Genomic DNA, 25,783 nt, shown 5'->3' on the forward strand with positions numbered 1-25,783 from the left:
GGTCCGCACCCTCTTGGGCCGCAGCGCAGCGGAGGACGGCGGGGGGCGGCTTTCTTGTCCCGCGAGGAAGGCCGGCTTGGCCGGCCGGGGAAGAAAGTGGTGCCCCGCCGTTGCGGAGCCGGCCCGGCTGCCGCCCGATCGCCCGCTGGAAGGCCGGGGCCGCGGCCTCCCGCCGGCCGGACCGGCGTCCGCCTGCTCCGACCAGCGCCCGTCCGCCGAGGCTCAGGCTCCCCACGACCAGCCGCCACTCATCCAGAAGCGCGCCACATCCTCCGGGGCAAGCTAGGCCCGCAGATGCGCCCGCAGCGCCGCCTGTCCGAACGCCAACAGGTCGTCGTTGAGGTCACCCAGCACCGGTGCCAGGACCAGCGCCTCGATGCCGAGGGCCTCGGCGCGGCCCCTCAGGCGCTCGGCCGCCCGGCGTCCGGCGGCGTCGTTGTCGCGGGCGACGTAGAGGCGGCGCAGCGTCGGCGGCAGGCGCAGAGCGGCGAGGTGGCCGGCCGAGAGCGCGGCGACCATGGGCAGGGCCGGCAGGGCGGTGCGCAGGGCCAGCATGGTCTCGACGCCCTCCCCCGCCGCCAGGACGTCGCGGGCCACGCCGAAGCGGACGCCGTTGCCGAGCAGGTGGCCCAGCGCCCGGCGCGGTGACGGCATCGACGCCTTGCCCCGGCCGGACGGGTCGAGCCAGGTGCGCTGCACGCCGGTGAGGCCGCCGTCCAGAGCGGTGACCGCGGCGATCAGCGCCGGGCCTTGGGCGAGCCGGTCATCGGCGTTGCGGTACCAGCAGCGCGGCTGGAAGCGCAGGCAACCGAGGGTCCGGACATCCGTAAATCCGCGGTTGCGCAGATACGCTTCGGCCAGCGTGCCGGCGAGTGGCCGGGAGCGGGCGAACAGACGGCGGGCGGCCTCCGGTGATCCCATGGGGGCTGGAGGTTCCCACCGCGGCTCCGGCGGCGCCCGCGGCGAACCGAGGAAGACACGGGCCTCGTCGAGCACCGCGGCCAGCCGATCGAGACCGCGGTTGAGCCCGATGAGGTCGAGCAGGTCGCCGTGCTCGCCGGTGGCAGCGTCGGCCCATCGGCCTGCAGCAGCCCCGTGCAGCCGGACGTAGAGGCTCTCCCCCGGCGTGCCATGGGCATCGCCGATCCGCCAGTAGCGCCCCTCCCGCCGCCCGTGCGGCAGGTAATGGCGGCACACCGCCTCGGCCTCCCGCGCGAGGCGCTGCGCCATCTCCGACGCAACGGACATGGCGCCGGCCCCTCATGGTCCCGTCCGGCCGACAACACGGAGTAGCGGATGGCGGGCCAGCAGGGCGGCGAACACCGCCGGTCCGCGCTCGCCCACCGGCACGAACAGCCGCAGCGTCCAGGCGATGATCTCCGACATCAGCCCCAGCGCCTTCAGCCGCTCCACCATCCCTTCGCTGAAGCCGGACAGCTCGATCCGGTGGGTGCTCATCACGGTGACCCGGCGCAGCCGCAGCCCGTCTGCCAGATGCAGCACTGCCCGCCCTTCCAGCACCAGGGTCCAGGCCCGCTCCGCCGACGGGACCGGCACGGCACTGGCGCCAGTACCGAAATTGCGCTCGACCTCGGGCAGGGCCTCCGGCGCCACCACCCGGCCGATGATCCGTTCGCCGTCGTCGGTCTGCAACCGCACCACCCGCAGGTTCGTGTCCGGCAGATGCCGCCACACCGGCAGCAGCAGCCCGGTCACCAAGTGCAGCGTGCTGGTGGCGAACTCCGGCACCGCCGCGGCCTCCTTCTCCCAGACGGCGGCGAAGGCCTCCGGCTCGGCCGGGCGCCAGTGGCTCTGCGTCAGCTCGGCCAGCGTCACCGTCAGGCGTTCCAGCGGTCGCAGCAGCCGCACCCGGCGCTCCACCGTGCCGTCGTCGAGCATCAGGCCGGCGGCGGGCACCGCCACCGCCGCCCGGCCCGAGCGGGCATTCACCAGCAGCCGCGCCTGCGGCCCCTCCCCTTTCTCCAACGCCTCCTCCAGACCCAGCGGCCGGTTGCGGTCGCGCCGCGCCAGGGTGAACAGCCGGGTCTCCGCTCCGGTCGCCGGGTGGGTGTAGAGGGTGCGTCGCGCCGTGACGGTGAAGCTGTCGGCCACCAGCGTCTCGACGCCGCGGTCGTAGGTGCCCGAGGCGATGGCGCCTTCGATCTTCGCGGCGAGCAGCTGCTCGAACACGGTGAACAGCGTGTTCTGCAAGCCGATGGTCAGCGCCAGCAGCCGGTTGAGGAAGGTGGTGATCGGCGGCAGCTCCTCGCGCAAGCCGCCGTCGCGGTCACACAGCGCCAAGCCGGTCGCCGCCTCGAAGTCCCCCAGCGAACAGCCTTCCACCTTGCCGGCGTGCAGAAGGCCGTAGAGCTGGCGCAGGGCGGCGCGGGCGTAGATAGACTCCAGGTTGTCGTCAGCGCGGAACAGCCCCTGCCCGCCGGTCTGGCGCTGGCCGCGGGTGATGGCGCCCAGCGTGTCGAGCCGGCGGGCGATGGTGGAGAGGAAGCGCTTCTCCGCCCGCACGTCGGTGGCGACCGGGCGGAACAGCGGCGGCTGGGCCTGGTTGGTGCGGTTGGAACGGCCCAGCCCCTGGATGGCGGCGTCGGCCTTCCAGCCCGCCTCCAGCAGGTAGTGCACCCGCAGCCGCCGGTTCTTCGCCCCGAGATCGGCGTGGTAGCTGCGGCCGGTGCCGCCGGCATCGGAGAAGACCAGGATGCGCTTGTCATCATCCAGGAAGGCCTGGGTTTCGGCGAGGTTGGCCGAGCCGGGGCGGCTCTCCACCGCCAGCCGCTCGTCCCCGCCGGGATCGGTCTTGCGCACGATCCGCCGGCTCCGGCCGGTGACCTCGGCGACCATCTCGGCGCCGAAGCGCTGGACGATCTGGTCGAGCGCCCCCGGCACGGGTTCCAGTGCCGCCAGCCGCTCGATCATGCGGGCGCGCCGCTCGACCGCCTCGCGGCAGGGCACCGGCTGGCCGTCCTTCCACACCGGCCGCGACGAGAGGGTCCCATCGGCGTCGGTGAAGGGTTCGTGCAGCTGGGTCGGAAAGGAGTGGGCGAGGTACTCGAGAACGAGCTCGCGCGGCGTGACGTCGATCGACAAATCACTCCACTCTTCGGTGGGGATGTCGGACAGACGGCGTTCCATCAATGCTTCACCGGTGGAGACGAGCTGCACCACCACGGCGTGGCCGGCGGCAAGGTCGCGCTCGATGGACTTGAGCACGGTCGGCGTTTTCATCGCCGAGATCAGATGGTTGAAAAATCTTTGCTTGGCGCCCTCGAAAGCGGAGCGGGCGGCGGCCTTGGCGGCGCGGTTCAGGGTGCCGCCGGCCCCGGTGACGTTGGCGGCTTCCAGCGCCGCGGTCAAGTTGGCATGAATCACTTGAAAAGCAGCGGCGTAGGCGTCGTAGATGGCGACCTGCCCCGGCGTCAGCCGGTGCTCGACCATCTCGTAGCGGACCCCCTCGAAGGAGAGCGAGCGGGCGGCGTAGAGGCCGAGGGCCTTGAGGTCGCGGGCCAGCACCTCCATGGCGGCCACACCGCCGGCCTCGATGGCCTGGACGAACTCGGCGCGGGTGGCGAAGGGGAAGTCCGCCCCGCCCCACAGGCCGAGGCGCTGGGCGTAGGCGAGGTTGTGCACGGTGGTGGCGCCGGTGGCCGAGACGTAAAGGATGCGACCATCCGGCAGGGCGTGCTGCAGGCGCAGGCCGGCGCGGCCCTGCTGCGAGGGGGTGACGGGACCGCCCTCACGGCCGAAGCCGGCGGTGCCGCCGGCGTTGCGCAGGGCGTGCGACTCGTCGAAGACGATCACCCCGTCGAAGTCCCGGCCGAGCCAGTCGACGATCTGCTGGACGCGCGGCACGGCGCCCTCGCCGCCCTCGCCGCGCAGGGTGGCGTAAGTCGTGAAAAGGATGCTCCGCTCCAGGGTGATCGGCACGCCGGGACGGAAGCGCGACAGCGGGGTGACCAGCAGGGGCTCCTGGCCGAGCGCCGACCAGTCGCGCCGGGCGTCCTCGATCAGGGTGTCGGACTTGGAGATCCACAGCGCCCGCTGGCGGCCCTTGAGCCAGTTGTCGAGCAGGATGCCGGCGACCTGCCGGCCCTTGCCGGCGCCGGTGCCGTCTCCGAGGAACCAGCCGCGGCGGAAGCGCACCGCGTCCGCGGCATCGTCCGGCGCCGCCGAGACGACGTCGAAGGTCTCGTCCACCGTCCAGGCACCGGCGAGATGGCCGGCGTGTGCCTCGCCGGCCAGGATGACGCTCTCCAGCTGGGCGTCGGAGAGGATGCCGCCGGTCACCAGGGCGGCGGGCAGGTGCGGGCGGTAGCGGGGTTTCGGTGGGGCGACCGCGGCCATGGCGGCGGACTGGACCAGCGGCGTCGGGTGCGGCTGGGCGCCGGGGATGGCGATGGATTGCAGCGCGTAGGGCTCGTAGAGCGCGGCGGTGAGGCGGGCGCCCGCCTCCGGAGTCCAGTCGCGCGGCTCGTAGGCCAGCTCGACGACCGCCGGGTCGGACACGGGCGTGCACACCGTCGGCATAGCCGCCGCCCGGCGCAGGGGCCGTGCCACCATGGCGCGGGCCAGCACGGGCAACGGAGCCGTTGCCGAGGCAGGAACGGAAGCGCGCGGGGGAACGTGCCGCCGGACCCAATCCAGCAGCGTGGCGACGTCGGGGGCCATGCCCGGCGAGGCCGGGAAGACCATCGGGTCGCCGGCGGGCACGCGGTCGATGACGGTCAGCCGGGTGTCCACCGTGGTGCCGTGGCGAGCGTAGACCGTCCCGTCGATGCCGGCGGAGAAGACGACGCGGCCCCGCTCCTGCAGGCGCACAAAGGCGTCGCGCCACGCCGGATGCTCGGGCGCCAGCCCGGCGCCGGTGACGGCGACGAGGCGCCCGCCCTCGGCCAAACGCGCCAGAGCCGAGGCGAGGTGGCGGAGGGCAGCGTCGGCCACCCGGCCGTCCACCGCCGCCAAGGCCGAGAAGGGCGGGTTCATCAGCACCACCGTCGGCCGGATGGTGGGGTCGAGATGGTCGTGGATGGCGGCGGCGTCGAAGCGGGCCACCGGGACGCCGGGGAACAGGCGCTCCAGCAGGCCGGCGCGGGTGTCCGCCAGCTCGTTGAGGGCGAGACCCGCCCCCGCCTGTTCGGCGAAGACGGCGAGCAGGCCGGTGCCGGCGGAGGGCTCCAGCACCCGGTCGGCCGGGCTGAGCACGGCGGCGGCGGCCACCACGCCGGCCAGCGGCAGCGGGGTGGAGAACTGCTGCCGCGCCTGGCTCTCCTCGGAGCGGCGGGTCTGGCTGGGCAGCCGCGCCGCCACCCGCTCCAGCATGGCCAGGAACGCCGCCGGGCTGGCGGAACGGGCCAGCATGGCCGGGCCGAAGCGGCGCAGGAACAGCACCTGCGCCGCCTTGCCGGCGTCGTAGGCCAGCTTCCAGCTCCAGGCGCCATCGGCGTCGGAACCGCCGAACGCCGCGGTCATCGCGGTGCACAGCGTGCCGGCGTCGATGGTCCGGCCGCGTTCGAGGCCGGACAGCAGCCGCTCCGCGGCGGCGAGCAGGGCCGCCGCGGTGTCCACCGGGGGCGGAGAGCAGGGGGCGGCGGCATCGGTTCGGAGGTCGGCGGTCAGGGTCATGGCGGAGGATCCGGGAGAGCGGGGAGACCAGCGGCCGGCGGATGCTCTCTCGATCCGCTCCGGCTCACCCCGCCCCCCCGCCCCCCTCGCCCTCTACCCGCCGCCGGGATCGAACGGCGGGTGGTAAAGCTCATAGGGGTCAGCGTCGGCGAGGTGCCCGAAGGGGGTGAGCACCACCTCGCCACCGCGTTGCGCGACGGCGCAGAGAATGAAGCGGGTGTCGCCGGTGCGGGCGTCGGTGCCCTGCACCAGCGCCAGATCACCGGCCGCCGCGGCGCGCAGCAACGTCTCGAAATTCGCCTTCACAAAGTCGGGGATCGACATGAGGGTCTCCCAGAAGACAGGAGCCCGGCGCGGTGGCCGGGCTCGATAAGGGACAAAGGCGGCGGGTACGGATCACGCGAGGCAGCCAAGGCGGCGTTCGGCCGCGCGGATGGCGGCCAGCGCCGCCCGGAACCGCGCGGCACCGTGTTCCTCGCTGAGGCCGGTGTTTGCCGCCACGGCCCGGCAGGCGGCGTGGATGTCGGCGTCGCCGACCATCTCCGGGCTCAGCCGGGTCAGCGTGCCGTCGGCCTCGATCACGGTGCGGATCTCCTCCCGGACCTCCTCTTCGGCCAGGCGGAGCAGGACGTGCTCCCGGGGGACATCAGGGTCGAAGAGAACGACTCCCTGGCTGACCGGGATCACGACGAAGGCGGCCTCGGCGGTGATCACGAGGACCGGGACGCCGTGGGCGAGAGCGGCGGCCGGCAGACGCACGACCATGGTGACGACGGGCTCGGTCATGACGAACCTCCAGAAACGGGGACGGAGGCAGAGCGGCCGGAGCCGCTCCGCGGTTTGCGCGTCACGCGGCGGCTGCCTCGGTGCGGTCCGCGCCGTCCCCGGCGTCCGGAACCTCCCCGCCACCGGTCAGGAAGGCCGGCAGGGAAGCGTGGTCGCCCTCCGCATCGCCCTCCGCGCCGGCGTCGTCGCCGACCGCCGGCTCCAGCGGCCGGCGCAGCGGCTCGGGCAGCCAGCCGCTGTCGGCCAGCAGCCGCTCGGCCTCCTTGGCCATGTCCGGCTTGCGCAGGTGGTCGATCAGCTGCGCCGCCTCCAGACCGCGCGCCTCGCGCACCGCCTCCAGGATGCGCGCCTTCGGCACCCGGCCGAGGTAGCTGTCCACCGTCGCCGTCCAGCCGGCCGCCGCCATGTCGAGGCCGACCGCCCCGGCCAGCAGGTCGGCGTGGGCGGCGCGCTGCGGCGCCCGGTTCCACGGCTCGTGCACCGCGTTGACGCCGAAGGAGACGCAATGGGCGAACAGCGCCGCCCGGCTGTCGCCGTCGAACCCCACCAGCGTCTCCCACAGGGCGGCCGGTTCGCTCGGCAGCTGGGTGCTCCAGGCGCGCTGGCGGGCGTCGATCGCCCGGGCCGCGGCGCTGGCGGCGAGGTCGGGCGGCTGCACCCCGAAGCCGGCGCTCTTCAGCTCCAGCTCCAGGCAGGAGGCGCCGGGGCGCTGGGTGAAGGTGCGCAGGCACAGCGCGTGCAACGCCGCCAGGAAGGCGGTGTCGGGGTCGTTGGCCAGCGCGTCGCGCAGCGCCAGCGTGCGGTGCACGCTCAGCTCGATCAGCAGCCGCTCGGGCAAGGGCCGCAGCCCTTCGTCCTCCTCCGGCGCCGCCGGCCCGGTGACCGGCACCGGCGCCGACACACTGGCACCGCCGGCGATGGCGGCCGGCTGGGCGGCCACCGCCCCGCCCCCGCCGCCGGCCGGGACGGCAGACGTCTCCGCGCCGCCGGCCGGAACCACCGGCTCGACCGGTGCCTCGTCCTCCGGTCGCACGTAGCCGCGGTCGACCTGGAGCCCGCCCTCGACATCGACGCTGACGAACACCCCGGCCCGTGCCACCTCGGCGGTCTCGTAGACCAGCGGCCGCTCCTCCAGCGCCCGCAGTTCCAGGTCGATCTCGGCGAGGCGCCGCGCCACCCGATCCAGCTCCTCGGCTTCCGCCGGCTCGCTCGCCTCCAACCGCTCGTACTCGGCGTGCAGCGCATCGTAGGTGGCCTGCTCCGCCTCACTGAGCGGCACCGGCTCGCCGGCCAGACGGCGCAGCCCGCGGCTGTGCCCGTAGGGGAAGGCCAGCGCCACCTCCACCCACGTCCAGCCCTCGGCGCGGACGGTGGCAGCTTCCGCCTCCAGCTTCTCCGCCACCAGCCGGTCGAGCAGGGCCGGGTCCTGCAGCCAGCCGCCGTCGTCGTGCTGGAACAGGTCGCGCATCACCGCCCCGCCGGCCACCTCGTAGGCCTCCACCCCGACGAACAGCGCCCGCTTGTCCGACGCCCGCACCGCCCCCTCGGTGAGCAGCCGGCGGATCTGGTAGGGCTCGCGGCTGTAGGCGCGCGACAGCGCCTCCCACACCTGCTCCTGGCGGGCGTGGTCGCCGCTGACGGTGAAGGCCATCAGCTGCTCCAGCGTCATGCGGTCCTCGGCGTAGGCGTCGAGCAGGGCCGGTGCGATGGCGGCCAGCTTGAGGCGCTGCTTCACCACGCCAGGGGCGACGAAGAAGCGGGCGGCGATCTCCTCCTCGCCGAGCCCCGCCTCGCGCAGGGTCTGGAAGGCGCGGAACTGGTCGAGCGGGTGCAGCGGGGCGCGCTGGACGTTCTCGGCCAGCGAGTCCTCCTCGGCGAGGCCGGCGGTGCGCACGACGCAGGGCACCGGCTGGGTCCTGCTCATGCGCTTCTGCTTGACCAGCAGCTCCAGCGCCCGGAAGCGGCGGCCGCCGACCGGCACCTCGAAGACGCCGGTCTCGGCGCCCTCGGCGTCGAGCACCGGGCGGACGGCGAGGCTGTGCAGCAGGGTGCGCCGGGCGATGTCCTCGGCGAGCTCCTCGATGGAGACCCCGGCCTTCACTTTGCGGACGTTGGCCTGGGACAGCACCAGCTTGTTGAAGGGGATGTCGCGCGAGGTGTTGAGGACGATCTTGGGCGTGGCCATGTCGAACTTCTCCGCGACGGACGGCCGGGAGCCTCTCTCCCAACCTCCTCATCCGTCGTCCATCCCCACTGCCCTTTCCCTTTAAGCCGGGCGCGGCTCGGCAACCGGCCTGCGGCTTCCTTGTTGCCCGAACGGCCGCTTGCCGGGGAGCCCCGCCACACGCATCATCCCGGCCGGGACAGCAGAAGTATTTGGAGAGACCCTCCGGTGTTCGTGGTGGACGAGGCGATGGCCGCGGCGGTGCGCCGGGCCTTCGACGAGCGGGGCGACTGGCCGGCGGTGGCGGAACTGCGGCGCCACGTGTGCATCGACGACAATGCCGAGGCCCTGCGGGTGGTGCGGACCATCGCCTCGTGGCGCCGCTCTCCGGAGGCGTCGCCCTCCTGACGTCGCTCTCCTGAACGCCCGGTTGGTCACCGTGCTGTCGTGACGAACCGCCTCACCCGCGCCGTGCGCCGGCGATCGGGGATGCGGGCGTCGTCGCAGGGGCTGTCTTCCGATCGCCGCAGGGTGATCCCGCGCGCCTCGGCGCGGCCGGCCGCTTCGACCGGGTAGGTCTCGATCCCGTACACCACACCGGCGTTCGAGAACACGACCTCGACCGCGAAACGGGGCGCGGCCGGCTGTTTCACAGGAGTCATCGCACATCCTCCGGCAAGGGCTGCGTCGAGAAGGGAGGCAGGGCCGGCTTCGGGCGGCCCCCGTTCCCTCCGGGACCGGGAGCTACACGCCACACAGGCCCTCGCATTCGTTGGGCCAGAGATCGAGCTGGCCGCGGTCGGCGTCGGTCGCCAGGTCCGCCTCGTCGAGCGGCACGGCCGAGCGGTGGAGATAGACCTCGCCGCGGATCCCCCGGAACCCCGTGCGGATGGCCCGGTCCACCGCCACGGCGTCGGCCCAGGCGTCGGGATCGCCGTCGCGCAGCCGCCTCCATTCGGCGTCGGAGTGGAAGGGGCAGCCGATGCAGGCGCTGCGGGGTAGCTCCGGATAGCCGTGCCGGGCCAGCCAGAGCAGGCAGTCGCGCCGGGTCATCCGCTGCTCGACCAGCGGCCAGCGGTTGACCTGCCAGCCCTCGGCCGACGGCTTCATGCGCGCCGCCTCATCGAGCGAAATCCCCAGCCACGCCTCCACCACCGGGGTCTTGGGCGAGCGCCGGCCGGCGATCCCGGCCAGGTCGCGCACCTTGCGGCGGATCGGCACCACCTTGAAGTCGCCGGTGCATTGTCTGCGGATCATGCCGATGGTGACGCGGCCGGCCGGCAGGACGCGCGTGCCGACGACGACCGTCCCGCCCTGGCCGTCCTCGCCGACGAGCGGGACCACGGTCCCGGGCGGGGTGACGGTGCGGGTGTAGGCGGGGATGGACGCCCGGCGTTGCCCCCGCGCCCCGGCCAGGAGGTCGGCCCGGAGGTCGCCGGCCGAGACGACATGGACCGGAAAGGGCAGAACGCCCAGCGCCATCAGCCAGGCGAGGTGGCGGTAGACCGCCTGCGGCTCCCAGCCGGTGTCGGCGAAGTCGGCGCAATCGGGCAGCGGGCCGACGGCGCCGTGCGCCGCCATCAGGGCCAGGGTGGTGGACTGGACGCCGGCGCCGAGGCTGAGGACGCGCAGCCGGATTGCCTCCGCCGCCGGCTCGGGCGGCGGGCACCATGAGGAGAGCGCGCCCATCACGCGGACTCCCGCTCGTCACCGGCCGCGGGAGCGGTTTCGGGCAGGAAGCCGAGGAGGTAGTCGGCCGCCTTGCTGGCCTGGCTGGCGGCGCGGACGATGGCGTGATCGTCCCCGCGCAGCACCTCGACCCACGCGCCAACGTAATCGGCGTGGCGGACGGTGGGGACGATGCCGAGCGCCGCGCAGAGAAAGGCGGCCGAAATTTCGGCAATCAGCTCTTCGAAGGCGTACTTGCGGGAGCCGAAGGACCCGGACAGGTCGCGATTCAACCTTGAGGCGTGCCCAGTCGCATGAGCTCCCTCGTGGAGGGCGGTTCTGTGCCAGTTGATGGGCTCGAAGAAGGCCTGGGGAGGCGGCACCTGCACGTAATCGTGCTGGGGGCTGTAGAAGGCCCGGGTGCCGCCGATGCGGAACTCGATGCCGCTGGCCCGGATCAGCGCCTCGGCCCGCGGCAGGATCAGCCCCTCCGGGATCGGCGGCGGCGCCACGGCGATGCCCTCGGGCAGGTTCTCGCATTGATCGCAATTGAAGACCGTGAAGCGCTTCAGGAAGGGGACCGCCTGGGGCTCGTCCCCGGTGTCCCGCGCGCGCCGGCGTTCCCCGTCGGGGATGAAGCGGTCGGCGTAGACGACGGTGGTGCCGCGCTCGCCCTTGCGGACGTGGCCGCCCAGAGCCAAAGCCTGACGGAAGGTGAGCCAGCCCTGGCCGGAGAAGCCGCGGGCGACGACGGCGCCCCACAGGATCAGCACGTTCACGCCGGTGTAGGCGCGGCCGGTGGCGGCGTTGCGCGGCAGGCCGAGCGGGGCGGAAGTGGCCGGGGTTCCCCAGGGCTGCACCCAGGGCAGCCGGCCGGCCTCCAACTCGGCGATGATGCGGGCGGTGATCTCGGCGTAGAGGCTGGTCCGGTCGGAACCGGAGCGAGCGGTTGGCGCGGTGTCGGGCATGGCGGGTCTCCGCGACGGACCGGCCGGAAGCCTGTCCTCCAGCCCTCAAGCCCGTCGCGAACACCGCCTCGGCCCTCTCCCTCTTGGTGCGCCCGCCCCTGCCTGCCGACAGGACGGCCAAAAAAATAGCCCGGCGCTGACGCGGGGCCGTTCGAGATGGAAAGGGGACGGGCCGTCAGCCGCCGTCGCCGGGATCGACGCCGGGGTGCAGGGGCTGGGCCCGGCCCATCCAGGGCTCCGGCCGGATGCAGCGCACCCAGTCGGCGAAGCCGGGGATGAAGCCGAGATCCTCGCGGACGTGTTGCTCCCCGATCAGCCGCACCGGCACGACGCGGCCGGTGGACAGCGTCTCCAGCAGGAAAATGCCCTCCGCGTGATGGCGCAAGGCCCGGTGCCGGAAATCAGCGGTTATGGCTTTTGAGCCATCCACTGGTGCAAGGCCATGTACTCGTCCGCCGTCCCTCCCCAGATGCGCGCCGACGATAGGGCGTGATGTCATCCGCGAGCTTGCCCGCTCCTTTTTCGGATCTTCAACTGTGGTAACCAGTAGTTCGGCGGCCTACGCGTAGACCCCAATTTCACCCATTCATCACTTCGATTTGAATGTGGTGCCCAATGCCGTGGAACCGGCAGTTTGAGCGCCGCTTGCACCGCGACTACCGACTCAGGGGGCGCCTGATCAACCGTGAGGATATCAAAGTTAAGCGGGAAAATATTGTCGATGAACTGCGGACTCCAGGTCCTGCTCACGAGCTGGCAATAATCAACCGCTTCAAATATCACAGCGAATTGGCTTGCAGCTTGGTCAGGCTCAGGCAGCCATACAAGTCTTTCTCCTGGCGTCAATATTTCCTTGCCGTTGACAATACCATTCACTGCCTTGCCGTCTCGATCAAGAAAGGGCACCGGATCAGTCACACCCCAGTAATGACCTTCCGAATAGCTTGAAACGCTCTCAGGGGAGTCGGTCACCAGAATCTCAAGCAGGTCACCGTTGGAATGGGCCTGATAGACGTTAGCAACGTCCATTTTTCCGGCCAGCAGACTCATCGGATCGGGGTAAGTCAGGTGAAAGAACGTTTGGCCTGCTTCTAGGCTGAGCGCAAGGCGGTCTCCGGCTCGCAGGTAGTGTGGGGACGGCGATTTCCAGCTCGCGATCCCACCCGCCTCGACTGCAGACAAGCGGATTGTCTCGACCGCCTCATCGACAGTGACGAAGAAAAACTCTCGGCTGGAGTTCACTCGTTGGGTTGCAAGAATCGTATGCGCTCTTTCTTCGACGTCGAATGGTCGGGATGTCGCCGTCCGATATTCCACCGTAAAGGGCGCAGGAACGCCTGTCGTGAACAGCTTCTTGGCGCGGTCCTCGGCCAGTAACCCGGTCTGGCCAATCTTCACCAAGCCGGACACGTAGTAGGGGTTCGTCAGCACGTACACAAACCCGACTTCATGCATTTTCTAACCCTTCGCCGAAAGCGTCATTGATTGTCAGTACCTTACCGTCAGCAACAGGTACGGTATGACCTTCCGCGCCCGCAGCCGACCGAACCGCTCCTTAAACATGCAGACCGACCGTGAGGCACCCTTATACGGCATTATTGATAAAGATTATGTCAGCCGAGAGCATACATACAGCGCAGATTAAAATCTCTCTCCTGCGTCCAGATTTCGATGATAATCTCGTTATAGTAGCGAGAATGTTTCTCGCGCGTTAGCTTCGTGGGTGGTTCATAAGGGAACGCAATGACCATTGACAAACTTATCGGGTGGTTACTCGCAAAGAAGACCAAGGCGGCGATTGTGGCCGCTGCGCAGGCGCTGACGGCGGGCAAGCGGCCGATACGCCCCCAAGGCTCTCAGAAGGAATTCGACAGAGAGCTGAAGCGGCACCTCAAGGATCTCGGCAACTATCTCGTGAAGAACCAGCGGCGCGAGGCCATGGCCACCGCGCTGGCTCTCGTTATCACCGACGCAGAGTTCACCATCGCGGAGATTCGCCGCGTCGGGCTGTTCCGCGCTTCGCGCTATGCGTACCAAGGCTCCCTCGTCGGCCACATCGCCACGGCGATCCTTCAGATTCGGCCCCTGCTGACCCTTCATCCGGATCGCTTCGCCTATCTCGAGTCGGTCCAGGCACTGACCCGGCTGGCGCCAAATGTTCGCAAGTTGCATGATGACCTTGCTGATTTCCTGCGGCTCCGCAAGGACGAGGTGATCAAGACGATCCTCGTTCTGGTGAACAACGTCTTCTATTTCGGCTGGGTTCATCACCCCGAAATAGACTCGGATGAGCCGCAGCACTACTCCGCCGAGGATTTTAGCGAGGCGGCATCCCTGGTGTTGTCAATGTATCGGGAGATGTTCAAGCTTACAGCGGAGACCTGCAATCTTGTCGACGAAAAATTAATCAAGACGACCGATCTCCCCTATTATCGACTGCTGGTCGTGGCAGCCAAGATCAACAAATTTCGGGAGGCCGAGGCCACCATCGACAATCTTCCGTACCAGGCCGTCTTGAGTGGAACTTCTGTCACTGTGTCATCCATTGACCCGGACGTCGAGAAATCGGTACGCCTCGGCTACATCCAGTCCCAGTTCCAGCTCCTCAAGCGCTTGAAAATGCTGGAGGAGCTTGATGCACCGGTTTCCATCAAAGAATTTGTCAATCAAGGGTGTCGCACGGGGACACTCGAACAGGTTGTCACAATTGTCGACAAGCCGATCAAGAGATTGACACTCCGCCTTCCGACCGCCCCCCAAATCTTCGGCCTGTTCTCCACCCACCAGCGCTTCAGAGATGAGATCGAAAACCTCCTAGTGCTGGATGTCGACAATTTCGACAATAAGGAAACGGCGCCAACCTATAAAATATCCGGCCGGATCTCCTCCGAGGATATTTTCAAAATTCAGCGGTATTTTCGCTTTCTTAGCTGCATCTATCAGAAGAGACTTGAGGGTTTTACCGATCCCGAGAGATTATTGCTGACCTATCGTTCGACGGTGTTCATCATGCCGCGCGATGAAATCGTCAACCAGCTCAACTTGATCTTCCACGATTATGAGAAGACCAAGGAGTTGGTCGACTATCTGACCTTGGGCGAAAACCGCACCTTCGTGGATCTGCAATACACACCCATCATCGTTATAGGCGATCATGTCGTCATTGCACCGCACCTCGTGGCCGCTTCGAATCTAGTCCGTAACATCGTCACCGCCAACAAGCTGCGGACCGATCTGGTCGCGGGAACCATCGACCCGATGCAGAAAGCGGTGGCCGACGCTCTCGCGGAGGCGGGGTTCAAGGTCGAAGTTGAGGCCAAAATCAGAATCAGCGGCAAAGAGGTGGAGACCGATATCGTCGCTTGGCGGGATGACACCTTGTTCCTGTTCGAATGCAAGAACGCCTACCTCCCCTGTAACGCTCACGAAATGCGGAACAGTTTCGAGCATATTGAGAAGGCGGGCCACCAACTGACGCTCCGCAATACGACATTCCAGGCGATCGCCAACCAGAAAGCCCTGTTCAAAAAGCTTGGCTGGAACGTGCAGCCCACCACCGCGATCCATACCGGCATCGTCATCGCCAACCGCGTTTTCCACGGTGCCAAGATGAGCGGCCATCCAGTGCGGCACGCCCATGAGTTCATCAATGTTGTTCTCCGCGGCTACATCGGCATCGGAGACGAGCAGATCAGCTTCTGGAAGGGACCGACGTTCGAGACCTCTGACTTGGTGTCATATCTGAAAGGTCAGACGGTAATCGTGGATCAAATGTCCTCCCTAGAACCCGTCACCCAAAAATACCTATTCGGCCCGCGCTCCCTCGAAATCCTAACTTATGTGCTGCGTCCGGAAAAACTGGACGAGAAGATCAGGGCAAGTCGGACCGACGTAGGTGGCGACGCTCTAATCTGATGCGAATGATCAAGTGGATCAGGCCGGATTTGATGGGGAGCCGCGCTCGATATCCTCGCGAAATGGGTCTCTCTCGACCGCGAAACACGTCGCCTCCCGTGTGGAAGCGTGGATTGAAACCTCGTGCAGTTCTCGCTGCTGGCGCGACAGGGGCGAAGGTGCACATCTACGATGCCCTCCCTACGCCTACCGACGATCGGCCGGCTCTGGCCGGGTTTCACAGAACGGGTCGGCCCAGGCCTGGCACAATGCTGGCTCGGCCTCGGCCGGTGGTGTGGCGGGCACCCCGCCGATGATCTCGTTGTGGTAGGAAGCGCACATGTCCGGTCTTCGCGACCTCCTTCGTCTGTCAGTGCCGATTGGATACTGGCCCATCCGCATTTTCGGTGCAGAGGATCAGCTTGAGCGTTACTGTTCAGGCGGCTTCGAGGACACGATGGCGCAGCAAGTCGAAGCCACCGCGGCCGTTCATCGTGCGCTTGATCGTCTTCAGCCGGCTGATCTGGCCCTCCACCGGCCCGGTGCTCCACGGCAGCGACAAGGCGGCGCGCACCGCCGCCAGATCACGCTTCAAACCGCCGGCGAAGCCCGCTATGGCTGTGCCCTCGGTCGCCAGCAACCACTCATCCAGTTCTCCGGCCCGCTGTTCACGAACCATCGTCCGGAAGGCCCGAGCCAACGCGACGGTCTGCGCCAGCTTCGGAGAACGGGAAAGTAGGGCGGTGACGAAGGCCTGTTCGGTCGCGTCGATCTCGGTCTCGTCGGCGACCACCAGCCATGCCGCCCGTCGCCGCGATGGCACCCGCCACGAGGCCGCGATAGCGGAGGCCATGCCCGGGATGGTCTGTCGCAGAGGCCGTGCCCAGTCCCGGACCGTGGTCCGCTGACCGGTGAAGCCGAGGGCCTTGATCTCCTGCCAGAGTCGGGCGGCGTTGTGGCAGCCTTCGTCCCAGCGCCGGCGCAGATGGTCGAGGAACGGATCGAGCCGGCTGCCCTTGGCCGGTTGGCGCCAGGGCGGTGGTTGTCCGGACCGCAGCCACACCCGTACCGTTTTGCGATCGAGGCCGAGCGTCTGAGCGATGCGGGTTTGCGACCAGCCGCGAGCGTACAGCGCGACGACCTCCTCGAAACGGGCATGGCGGGCGGCTTGGATGGCGGCGCTCCGCTGCTCGCGACGGGTCGGTGGTTTGCCATCCTCCTCGGGCTGTGGCGCGTGCGCCTCTTGTCCGGTTTCGTCAACGGGAGCGACGGCCAGTTTGGACGCCGCTTGCAGGTCCCGATGATGACCGGTGAGACCCTCACGCAGCGCATCGGTGAGATTGTGCAGGAGATGCCAGCGGTCCGCGACCTGAACGGCGGTCGGTACGCCCCGGCGGATGCCGTCGGCATAGGCGCCCGCACGATCGCGGGCAACGATCTCGACGCCGGGATGAGCCTTCAGCCATGCGGCGACGGTGTCGGCCTGGCGGTCGGGCAGCAGGTCGACCGAGCGGCTGTGTCAGCGCCGGATGAATACTCCTCAAAAGGGGCGGCTGAAATTTCCCCAGGCTGACGCAACGGCACGGCCCCGGGGCGTACGCCCCGGGGCCGTCCGGCCGCCCGCTGCCCATCATTCCCTCGGTGGATCGAGGGAGGGCGCGGGTGGTCACACGTGGGGAACTCGTCATGATTCTCGATCTCGCCCGCGAGGGCATGTCCGTGTCGGCGATCGCCCGCCGCACCGAGCTGGACCGCAAAACCATCCGCAAGTACATCGCCCGTGGGCTGGAGCCGCCGGCCTACACGCCACGCCCGCCCAAGCCGACGCTCGTCGGCCCTTTCGAGCCCTACCTGCGCGAGCGCATCGCCGCGTTTCCGGAACTCACCGCCAGCCGGCTGCTGCGTGAGATCCGCGCCCTCGGCTACACGGGTGGCTACACGGCGCTGAAGGATGTCCTGCGCACCATCCGCCCCAAGACACCGACCACCTTCGAGCGTCGTTTCGAAACCCCGCCGGGCAAGCAGGCCCAGGTCGATTTCGCCTTCTTCAAGACCGCCTTCACCGACGAGCCCGAGGTGGAGCGCATCGTCTGGCTGTTCTCCATCGTGCTCGGCCACAGCCGGATGATGTGGGCCCGCTTCGTCGCCCGTCAGGACCTGCAGACCGTGCTGCGCTGCCACGTCGCCGCCTTCGAGGCGTTCGGCGGCGTGCCGGAGCAGATCCTCTACGACCGCATGAAGACCGCCGTGCTCGGCGAGGTGGAGGATCCCGATCAGCCCGGCAAGGGCATCGCCTACAACGCCAAGCTCCTCGACCTCGCCGGCCATTACGGCTTCCTGCCCAAGGCCTGCAAACCCTATCGGGCGAAAACCAAGGGCAAGGTCGAGCGGCCGTTCCGCTACGTGCGCGAGGACTTCTTCCTGGGGCGCAGCTTCCGCAGCCTCGAGGACCTGAACGCCCAGTTCACCCAATGGCTGGACCAGATCGCCAACGTTCGCCGGCACGCCACGACGGGCCGGGTCGTCGTCGAGCACTTCGCCGAGGAGCGCCCCGCCCTCAAGGCGCTGCCGGCCGGCCCGTTCAACACCGTGCTGGCCCTGGAGCGCCGCATCACCCGCGAGGGCATGGTGTCGGTGGCCGGCAACCTCTACTCGGTGCCGGAGAGCACGCGCCGGCGCACCGTCGAGGTGCAGGTCACGGCCGACGCGGTGAACATCCTGGAGGACGGCGCGCTCATCGCCTCGCATCCTCCGCTGGAGGGCCGCGGCCAGCGCCGCATCACCCCCGGCCACCGCACCCACCGGCCGCCGGGCAACAGCCTGACGCCGCGCGAGGATGCCAAGCCCGTGGCGCCACGGCCCTGCGGCGACACGGTCACGCCGCGCTCGCTGGCCATCTACGACGCCATCGGCCGCCGCCTCGCCGGCCAGGAGAGTGTCCGATGAGCACCGTCTCACTCGACGCCGGCCCGGCCACCCTGGACCGCATCCGCCGCCATCTGGTCGGGCTGAAGATGCCGCGTGCGCTGGAGGTGCTGGAGCACATCTTGCGCCGTATCGAGCGCGGCGAGATCTCCGCCCTGGAGGCCATCGACAGCCTGCTCGGCGAGGAGCTGACGCTGCGCGAGGGGCGGCGGGTGAAGAGCGCGCTGAAGATGGGGCGGCTGCTCAACATCAAGACGCTGGCCGGCTTCGACTTCTCCTTCCAGCCCTCGCTCGACCGCGACCGCATCATGGCGCTGGCGCAGCTCGACTTTGTGGAGCGCCACGAGGTGGTGCATTTCCTCGGCCAGCCCGGCTGCGGCAAGACGCACCTGGCGCTCGCCCTGGGCGTCGAGGCGGTGAAGGCCGGGCGCTCGGTGTACTTCGCCACGCTGGCCGACATCGTCGGCTCGCTGGCCAAGGCGGAACGGGAGGGGACGCTGCGCGAGCGGCTGCGCTTCCTGTGCCGGCCGCAGTTGCTGATCGTGGACGAGATTGGCTACCTGCCGGTGATCCCCGGCGGCGGCAACCTCTTCTTCCAGCTCGTGAATGCCCGGTACGAGCGCGGCGCCATGATCCTGACGTCGAACCGTGGCTTTTCCGAATGGGGCGACGTCTTCGGCGGCACCGTCGTTGCCACGGCGTTGCTGGACCGGCTGCTGCACCACGCCATCGTGATCCAGATCGAGGGCGCCAGCTACCGTCTGCGCCGTCACGCCGAGCTGATCCCGGAGAACACCCGCACCCGGCCGATCAGCGCCCCGCCACCGCCGCCGCGGCGTCGCGGCCGGCCACCGAAAGTGAGGTCCATCGACCCAGCCGCCGATCCTTGACTTCGCCAACCATCTGGGGATTTTTCGCCCGCCCGTTCTGGGGAAACTTCATTCGGCCTTTACAGGCTGCGTTCGAGGTCGACGACGATGGTGCCGTAGCGTTTGCCGCGGCGCCACGCCCAGTCGTCGATACCGATGACGCGTGGCGTCGGGGACGGCGCCACCGGCTCCGCCCGGATCAGGCGCAGCAGCGTGTCGCCGCTGACCGGCATCGCAAGGCGGGTGGCCAGCCGGGCACCGGGATCGCCGCCCGCGCTCAAGGCGATGGTGCGTTGCGCCTCGGCAAGCCGGCGGGTGCGCCGAACCCGTGGCGCCGCGACCATGGGCAGGCGTTCGACGAAGACACGGCGTGGGCAGTCCGCCGTCGGACACCGGAACCGGCGGACCTGCAGACGCAGTTCACCCAGACGGCCCTGCCAGGGCAGATCACCCAGGCGGCGGCTGTAACGGCTATGGACGCGGCGCGATGGTCGGCGGCACAGCGGGCAGGCGGCCGTCGCGGCACGCACATGGGCCGCCACGACGACACGATCGGCGTCGACCGTGACCTGATCAACGACAAGCCCGGCCGGCAGCAGGGAAAGCAGCAATTTGGACAAGGAAACGGGGGCTCATGCAGGGAAAAGGTTCCCTTATGTGCTCACTCCGCCTCCCATCAGCATCCGGCCTGCACCGAAAATGCGGATGGGCCAAACTTCATTCGGCCTTTACACGCTGAAGTGGCGGTGATGATGTCCATACAGGCTTCCCAGTTCCACCGCACAGCGGAAACGGTCCCTCCCGTCGCCGACGCCTACGTTCTGCTCGTCAGGCTGGCGGAAGCGGTGGACGTCGCCCTGCCCGGCCGGGCCAAGGCCATTCTGCCGCCGGGGCGGTACCTGTACTGCGGCAGCGCCCGCGGCCCGGGTGGACTGCGCGCCCGCGTCGGCCGTCACATGCGCCGGGATAAGAGCGTTCGCTGGCACATCGACCGCCTGACCACGGCGGGTACCGTGACCGGTTGCTGGGTTTTTCCCGCCGGCGAGGAATGCGCGCTGGTCGCACGCCTCGCCGCCCTGCCGGTCCCGATCCCGGGGTTCGGCAGCAGCGACTGCACCATCTGCAGGAGCCATCTCCTGGCATGGCCTGGTGGCATCGCGCTGCCCTTCGGTGCACCGGATGTTTCCCCGGCCGCCGCTGGACCGGACGTCGCCCGGGTGCTATCCGTCGCGGCCATGACCGATACCGTCGACTTCACCCCCGCCGAACGCGACCTGATCCGCCGCGAGTTCATGAGCCGCTGGTCGGAACCGCCGCGGCTGGCGGACGGCATCCTTCTGAAGCGATGGGCGACTGGCCCGCGGAAAGGCGAACCGAAACTCCCGGCCATCGTCCAGAGCCTGCTGGAGCGCGGACTGGTGACGATCGCCGAAACGGATCGGGGGTTTCCCCGCGCCCATTTCACCGCGGCGGGCTACGCCGCGCTGCGGGCCATGGCGGCCAGCCCGCGGCATCTCCCACCGGAGCGCTACGGTCATCTCATCGACGAACTCGCGCATCGGTCGGAGGAACGCTGATGTTCGGGCGTCCGGCAAACGTCTCGGTCGGCGACCGCTTCACCAAGGTCGGCCAGCCGTCGCGGGTGTTCATCGTTATGGCTCTGGACGACCGTCCCAGTCGGCCGCCGCACGCATTCGTGTCCGTGGCGCCGAATGGTGGAAACCGCCGGCTGATCGCGGTTTCCGCACTCACCGATCCGACCCTGTTCAGACGACTGTAAAAGGAGCGAGCACGGCGCTGATCACACCGCAAGCGATGGAGCCGATCAGAGCATCTGGACAGCCGGCACCTCGCTGGAGAAGCGCAGCTTGCGCCGGATCGTCTCCCCCATCTCGGAGGAAACCTTGGTGAGGCTCTGCGCGCCTCGCAGTCGGGAAGGGGTGACAGCACACCGCCGCTGCTCCATCCTTGAGGGCCATGCCGAAGCCGTCGCCTACCGATCCGACCCGTCCTGCCGCCGAGGACCGCGAACCGCTGTCCGGGCTGGTGGAGCGCGTCGCCTATCACAACACCGAGAACGGCTACTGCGTGCTGCGGGCCAAGCTCCTACTCCTCCAAATCGGCGTGGTCGCGTCAGTGCCACGCTGCCTCGTGCTCCAGCCATGAGTCGATATCCGACAGCATGCGACCTGACCAGTTGCCGAGCTGCGGATGCTTGGCCCATGAGGCTAGCGGCACCTGGAAGCTGCGCAGATGTTCTTCTAGCGACCCGCCATAGGAACTTGGCAGCATGCGCGAGCGTAGCGCATTGCGGAACTGGGCAAGCCTGCCATAAAGATCGGCGAGTTCCTGCAGGGCCGGATGCCATGTCCACGCGTCGTCCACCTGCTCGAGGATTGGATAGAAGCTGAGAAGGAACGCGATCCGGCCCTCAGGATCCTGCTGGACCCATTCGAGCATCGACGCTTGGGGTGTTTCGAAGAGCACGCCCGAACCAGTCCGGATCACGTCGAAAGCGAAGGGCTTGGTAGCTGCGATGATCATTTCCAACCGGTCGCGCTCGGAGCGCGTCGCGACCTCGTAGAAGCCCGCCAGCACCGCCCAGGCCCCCAATGGCGCGTGTTTGACGATGAGCGTGAGGCCGGTGCGAAGCGCATCGGCCGGGCGGTTGTAATGTCCGCCGACCGAGCGGCACGCCCGCTCGATCTGCTGAGCGAAGCCACGTGCGAAGGTGTCGTCGATTGCATCGGAGGCAGCGAGGCGGCGGATCAGGCGCTCGAGCGCATGTTCCGCATGCCCGGTGTTGCCCTTGCCCCCATCCGCGATCGCTGGCGCCAATATGGCGAGCTTGATCAGTGCCGGGATCTCGGGTGGAAGATCCTTGCCGCCATGAGTGACCATGGAAAGGATTTTGATGGCCGCCCAAGCGCCGCCATCGCTTCGGTCGACCAGAGCTTCGATCAGGGCGGTGAGGGTTGGCATGGAGACGGCGTCCAGGGCCCTGCCGTAGGAGATCGGAACGACCCGGAACGGATCAAGCGTCTTCGCGCGAACCTCGTCCGCGATGGATTTGACGCGCTCGTCCGTCATGCGCAACGCGCTATAGATGTTCATCGGGCTTTCGGAGAGGACCCGCGACGATTTCGCGATGTCGACCAGCTTATTGAGCTGCTCGATGTCTCCAGCCAGCCGGCGGTCCAGCGAGGAGAGGAGTGCGCGCACGAAGCCGACACCGGCACGGCTATCACTCGCCTCGAGCACATCGACCGCCTTTCCGAAGGCGCCGAGCGGATCGGGCAGATGCTCGGCAAGCGCCTGCGCGAAGGCGAAGGGTGCGTTCAACTCCTCGCTGGCCATCACCTCAATGATCCGGGCGAGTTGTACCGGGTCGCTGGCGATCGCGGGTGCCAGCCCCTGCGCACGCCGCGTCGCATAGTCGAAATCCAGGTCGTTGACATTGTCGGTGTAGCGCTGGTCGGGATCTTGGATGTCGGTCCCCCAGAACCGGCTGTAGAAAAGCGCCTGCTCCACCGGTTGGGATGGAAGTGCCGTATCGTAGAGCGCGCGTACCGACTTGGTGAAACCGTCGGGCCGGCTGGGGCTGTCGAAATAAAGCCAGTCGCCGATGTGCCTGGTTCCCTCCGACCAATGTCCCCTAACGGCGACCACTTCCTTCACGAACGTGGTAATGATGGGGAGCAGTTCAAAGCCGAGCAGCGTGCGCAGGTCCGCGGCGATTATCTCCTCGATGCGTGAGCGGAGTGACAGGACGGTGCGCCAGACCTCGAGCAGGCGCTCCAAGGCCCAAGAGAAGTAGCTGACCACCACCTCGTGGTCTTGCGGCAACCATTCCGACCGGTACGGCTCGGTACCGACCTGCTCGAAGTCCCCGAAGCGCGTCATATGGGTTGTGAGCATCGCACCCAGCGCCTCGACACAGGCGCGCTTCATCCGCGGATCGTTGTCCTCAAGGGCTTCGTCGAGCGTTTCGCGCCTGCAGCGATCGTCGGCTTCGGTGCCGGCAAGCGCCACCTGGAACAGCCGACGCAGCAACTGAAGGACAGGAGTATCGGCATCGAGATCCGATGCGGCGGCGAGGCGAAGGACGAGACCGGTGGTCGGTCTGAAGGTTTGCTTGCGCGAGGCGAGGAGCCGCAGCGAAGCGAGCAGAGCGTCACTGATGTCGAGCAACGCGAGTTCATCGATCGACTTGCGGATAATGGCGGAGTGGAGCACCCCCATCATCGTGTTGGGGTCGGCATGGACGAACGCGACGAGATATGGTGCACCCTTCTCGCCCAGCAGCGCCTCAACCTCCTGCAAGGGGCCGCCCAGGACATGCGATCGGACCACTTCCACCAAGGTCGGTGACCGTTCACCCAGGGAGCGCCAGCGCGCGAGCATGGAGTCACGGCACGCCGAGCTGGTGTTTGTCAGGAACGCACTGACGGTGGATGGCCGCAGATACCTCAGACGCCGCAATGCAAGATAGTTGGCGATCGGCAGCGGCTGTGCGGCCATGCTATCGTGATTACGGTCGACCAGATGCTGCTCCGCAGCGATGACGAGTTGCTCGTACATCAGTTCGCCCTTCATATGGACGAGCGTCTCGGAGAGCGTATCAAAATCGCTTGGCTCCCGATCGGGGGCCAGATATTCGAACAGGGATAGGCATTCGAGCGCCCGGATGGTGTTGTGCTCGATGCCAGCGGCCTTGAGGATTTTCTCGGCGACGTCATGGGCCGAACTTCGAACACCGAAGCCCTTGTCGCCTGCGGAGGCGGCCAGCACCGCAAGGCGCGGAAAGCCATCGCACAGTGCGGCGATCTGGTCGAGCACATCCGGCGGTGTCGTCTTCAAACCACTGGCAAGGATGCCCTTGATGGTCGCCCTGTCCGACGGGTGGACTCTGATCATCAGGCAGCCGTCGACCTGATCCCGCCCCTCCGCACCGAGCGTAATGACGCGCAGTTGGCTGTCCGCGGCGTTAGCCAGTTCGAAAAGCCGGCGCGAGTCCTCCCAGGGACAGGCGTCCACCACCAGGACGGCTGCGTAAGGAGCATTTTTGAGGTGGTTGGCGACATCCCAGATGTGTCCAGTGACTTCCCGATGGTCGCAGAAGATGAATTGGGCGGCCACCTGATCCCGTAGCGTGCTGGAACTGAGGGCTTGGTGGAGCGCCCGGGTCTTGCCGATGCCCGAGGCACCCCAAATGCGCACGCACGCGCCCGGGTCCGACAGATGGTCCACGATCCGTCCAGCGAGCTGGTCGAAGTCGAGGAGATCGTTGGCGCTTGATCCGAGCGAGAATTTTCGTTCCGGACTTGGCACGAACGGCGGCGTCGCGATATCAGCGCGCTTGCCCCATCGATCGAGGGTCGAGAACGCAGCCAGCGGAATGCCGGCCTTGCGCTCCTTGACCCACAGGGCGACGGCGGGATGATCAGTGGCCCAGGCGCTGAGCTTGTTGCCATCGTAGACTTGGACCGAGGCGAGCTTGGTCGGATCGCCGCCGGCCTCGGCGATGCCGTCCCGGATTGCTGTCGCGCGGTCCTCGGCCTTGGTTCCGACCAGCGGCGTGGCTGTTACCCCTATATAGGTGCCGCCGCGCGCAAGCACGTCACTGATTGCTTGGTTGAGTACCTTGGCCTTGACCTTCTTGGGCTGCGACTGCTTGCTCCAGACCTCCTTTTTCCACTGAGAGTCGCCATGATCAGTCGCCTTGCACTGGAAGACGATGTCGCGCCCTGGGAAATATGCGGTCGAGGCTTCTCCGTTCTCCCAGTGAACGGACGCGTCCTGCCCGCCATCGGCGATCGTGATCTGCAGCGGCACATCGACATTGCGCAGCGGCACGCCGGCCTTGCGCGCTTCGGCATAGAGAAGAACACGCAGCAGCTCGACCAGCTCGGCGCCGTCGAAATGTTCTATTTCCGATGGTCTGACGGTAAACATCAACCCTTTTAGCCTGGCGGCATTGCCGGTGGAAAGGCTGAATTAAAGCATGGGAACGCGCTTCTTCAGCTTCACCGCCGACATGCTTCGCTCTCCCGCCCGCCATCGTCGGTCAGCTTTTTCATCGTTTGGTATCGAGAGCACGCTACGAGTTTTCTGCCTAAGCACAGGCTTGACCCATGCTGATCGGCTATGCACGGGTATTGATCGACGGCCAAAACCTGCACCTTCAGCGTGGCGTGCACAGGAACGCTGGATGCGAGAGGATTTTCGAGGACCATTGCAGTGGTGCCAAGGCGGACGGACCTGCTATGACTGCCGCCGACCGAACGGGGCGGCGCGCTGGCGGTGCAAGGCGTGCCGCCGGAATTTCTCGCTGACCAGCGGTATCCTGTTCGCCTTCAACAAGCTGCCGCTGCAGCTCTCCATCGCCGCCATCCTGATCCTAGTGAACAGGGTGAAAGGGAAGGCAGCACTGGTGCTGTCGCGCGACCTTGACGTCCAGTACAAGACCGCCTTCGTGCTGGCCCACAAGGTCCACGAGGTCATGGCCGTGGAGGTGAGGAACGGCGCTGGTCGAATCTGCGCGACTGGCTGGCGAGTCGCTGATCCAGACCCGCCGCTCTGCTCTCTCCAAAGCCTATATACCCGGCGCCCTACGCCCGAGCCCTACGCCGGAGCGCGCTGGAATTTCCGCCCAAATGATTCCGGTTTGATTCCGGAAGCGGTCTGAAGATGACTAATCGGAACATAAAAAAAGCCCTTGAAAGCTGTTTGCTTTCAAGGGCTTGGATTTGGTTGCGGGGAGAGGATTTGAACCTCTGACCTTCAGGTTATGAGCCTGACGAGCTACCGGGCTGCTCCACCCCGCGGATGTCCGTCATATGGGGTGATGGATGTCGTGACGATGCCAGCGTTTG

At 67.8% G+C, this 25,783-nt stretch carries 17 protein-coding genes, 1 tRNA gene and 3 pseudogenes; 7 read left to right on the plus strand and 14 right to left on the minus strand.

The features are described 5' to 3' along the window. Positions 1–282 precede the first annotated feature (282 nt). The 5 genes from J2Y49_RS20275 to J2Y49_RS20295 form a co-directional block, all read right to left on the minus strand. Complete coding sequence (locus J2Y49_RS20275) at positions 283–1,248, minus strand: toprim domain-containing protein (RefSeq protein ID WP_310116741.1); 966 nt, start codon at positions 1,246–1,248, stop codon at positions 283–285. 12 nt (positions 1,249–1,260) lie between these two features. Next, complete coding sequence (locus tag J2Y49_RS20280; protein ID WP_310116742.1) at positions 1,261–5,634, minus strand: strawberry notch-like NTP hydrolase domain-containing protein; 4,374 nt, start codon at positions 5,632–5,634, stop codon at positions 1,261–1,263. Between the two features lie 93 nt (positions 5,635–5,727). After that, on the minus strand, positions 5,728–5,958 hold the full coding sequence (locus J2Y49_RS20285; RefSeq protein WP_310116744.1) for a DUF6117 family protein: 231 nt from the start codon (positions 5,956–5,958) through the stop codon (positions 5,728–5,730). A gap of 72 nt (positions 5,959–6,030) precedes the next feature. Then, a complete protein-coding gene (locus J2Y49_RS20290; RefSeq protein WP_310116746.1) occupies positions 6,031–6,420 on the minus strand; it encodes a hypothetical protein in 390 nt (129 codons plus the stop codon). Positions 6,421–6,481: 61 nt separating this feature from the next. Beyond that, complete coding sequence (locus J2Y49_RS20295; RefSeq protein ID WP_310116747.1) at positions 6,482–8,605, minus strand: ParB N-terminal domain-containing protein; 2,124 nt, start codon at positions 8,603–8,605, stop codon at positions 6,482–6,484. 207 nt (positions 8,606–8,812) lie between these two features. On the opposite strand from J2Y49_RS20295, the gene J2Y49_RS20300 reads away from it, so the two are divergent. Further along, positions 8,813–8,992 (plus strand): hypothetical protein, encoded by a 180-nt coding sequence (locus J2Y49_RS20300; RefSeq protein ID WP_310116749.1) that lies wholly within the window; start codon positions 8,813–8,815, stop codon positions 8,990–8,992. A gap of 26 nt (positions 8,993–9,018) precedes the next feature. Here J2Y49_RS20300 and J2Y49_RS20305 read toward each other — a convergent pair whose 3' ends face one another. The 5 genes and pseudogenes from J2Y49_RS20305 to J2Y49_RS20325 all read right to left on the minus strand — a co-directional run bounded on the left by J2Y49_RS20305 (position 9,019) and on the right by J2Y49_RS20325 (position 12,675). After that, entirely contained in the window at positions 9,019–9,246 is a 228-nt protein-coding gene (locus J2Y49_RS20305) for a hypothetical protein (protein ID WP_310116751.1), read from the minus strand. Positions 9,247–9,328: 82 nt separating this feature from the next. Continuing rightward, on the minus strand, positions 9,329–10,273 hold the full coding sequence (locus J2Y49_RS20310; protein ID WP_310116752.1) for a hypothetical protein: 945 nt from the start codon (positions 10,271–10,273) through the stop codon (positions 9,329–9,331). Beyond that, a complete protein-coding gene (locus J2Y49_RS20315) occupies positions 10,273–11,220 on the minus strand; it encodes a zincin-like metallopeptidase domain-containing protein (protein WP_310116754.1) in 948 nt (315 codons plus the stop codon). The genes J2Y49_RS20310 and J2Y49_RS20315 overlap by 1 nt, the downstream gene beginning before the upstream one ends. Positions 11,221–11,395: 175 nt before the next feature. After that, a pseudogene (locus tag J2Y49_RS20320) lies at positions 11,396–11,691 on the minus strand (DUF6915 family protein). 24 nt (positions 11,692–11,715) lie between these two features. Further along, complete coding sequence (locus J2Y49_RS20325; RefSeq protein WP_310116756.1) at positions 11,716–12,675, minus strand: GIY-YIG nuclease family protein; 960 nt, start codon at positions 12,673–12,675, stop codon at positions 11,716–11,718. 288 nt (positions 12,676–12,963) lie between these two features. Between J2Y49_RS20325 and J2Y49_RS20330 the strand changes: the two genes are divergently transcribed. Next, positions 12,964–15,135 (plus strand): hypothetical protein, encoded by a 2,172-nt coding sequence (locus J2Y49_RS20330; protein ID WP_310116757.1) that lies wholly within the window; start codon positions 12,964–12,966, stop codon positions 15,133–15,135. A gap of 415 nt (positions 15,136–15,550) precedes the next feature. On the opposite strand, the pseudogene J2Y49_RS20335 reads toward J2Y49_RS20330, so the two are convergent. Further along, positions 15,551–16,621, minus strand: a pseudogene (locus J2Y49_RS20335) (ISL3 family transposase); the annotation flags it as partial. Positions 16,622–16,776: 155 nt separating this feature from the next. Between J2Y49_RS20335 and istA the strand changes: the two are divergent. Next, positions 16,777–18,060 carry an IS21 family transposase gene (gene istA, locus J2Y49_RS20340; protein ID WP_310116758.1) on the plus strand — a complete coding sequence of 428 codons (1,284 nt, stop codon included), beginning with the start codon at positions 16,777–16,779 and terminating at the stop codon, positions 18,058–18,060. Continuing rightward, positions 18,057–18,929 carry an IS21-like element helper ATPase IstB gene (istB, locus tag J2Y49_RS20345; protein WP_310116759.1) on the plus strand — a complete coding sequence of 291 codons (873 nt, stop codon included), beginning with the start codon at positions 18,057–18,059 and terminating at the stop codon, positions 18,927–18,929. The genes istA and istB overlap by 4 nt, the downstream gene beginning before the upstream one ends. Positions 18,930–18,994: 65 nt before the next feature. Here istB and J2Y49_RS20350 read toward each other — a convergent pair. Then, positions 18,995–19,528 (minus strand): annotated as a pseudogene (locus tag J2Y49_RS20350) (transposase family protein); the annotation flags it as partial. Between the two features lie 129 nt (positions 19,529–19,657). Between J2Y49_RS20350 and J2Y49_RS20355 the strand changes: the two are divergent. Both J2Y49_RS20355 and J2Y49_RS20360 read left to right on the plus strand, forming a co-directional pair. Next, the gene (locus J2Y49_RS20355; RefSeq protein WP_310116760.1) at positions 19,658–20,485 is read left to right on the plus strand and encodes a GIY-YIG nuclease family protein; all 828 of its coding nucleotides are present in this window, start codon (positions 19,658–19,660) and stop codon (positions 20,483–20,485) included. Next, entirely contained in the window at positions 20,485–20,688 is a 204-nt protein-coding gene (locus J2Y49_RS20360) for a hypothetical protein (protein ID WP_310116761.1), read from the plus strand. Before J2Y49_RS20355 ends, J2Y49_RS20360 begins: the two co-directional genes overlap by 1 nt. Positions 20,689–21,041: 353 nt before the next feature. Here J2Y49_RS20360 and J2Y49_RS20365 read toward each other — a convergent pair whose 3' ends face one another. Then, positions 21,042–24,863 (minus strand): hypothetical protein, encoded by a 3,822-nt coding sequence (locus J2Y49_RS20365; RefSeq protein WP_310116762.1) that lies wholly within the window; start codon positions 24,861–24,863, stop codon positions 21,042–21,044. A gap of 256 nt (positions 24,864–25,119) precedes the next feature. Here J2Y49_RS20365 and J2Y49_RS20370 point away from each other — a divergent pair, with 256 nt between their 5' ends. Beyond that, complete coding sequence (locus J2Y49_RS20370) at positions 25,120–25,596, plus strand: hypothetical protein (RefSeq protein WP_310116763.1); 477 nt, start codon at positions 25,120–25,122, stop codon at positions 25,594–25,596. A gap of 62 nt (positions 25,597–25,658) precedes the next feature. Here J2Y49_RS20370 and J2Y49_RS20375 read toward each other — a convergent pair. Continuing rightward, a tRNA-Met gene (locus tag J2Y49_RS20375) sits at positions 25,659–25,735 on the minus strand. Positions 25,736–25,783: the final 48 nt, after the last annotated feature.

Origin of the sequence: Azospirillum sp. BE72 (genome assembly GCF_031455875.1) — a bacterium.
In the GTDB taxonomy this organism is placed as follows: domain Bacteria; phylum Pseudomonadota; class Alphaproteobacteria; order Azospirillales; family Azospirillaceae; genus Azospirillum.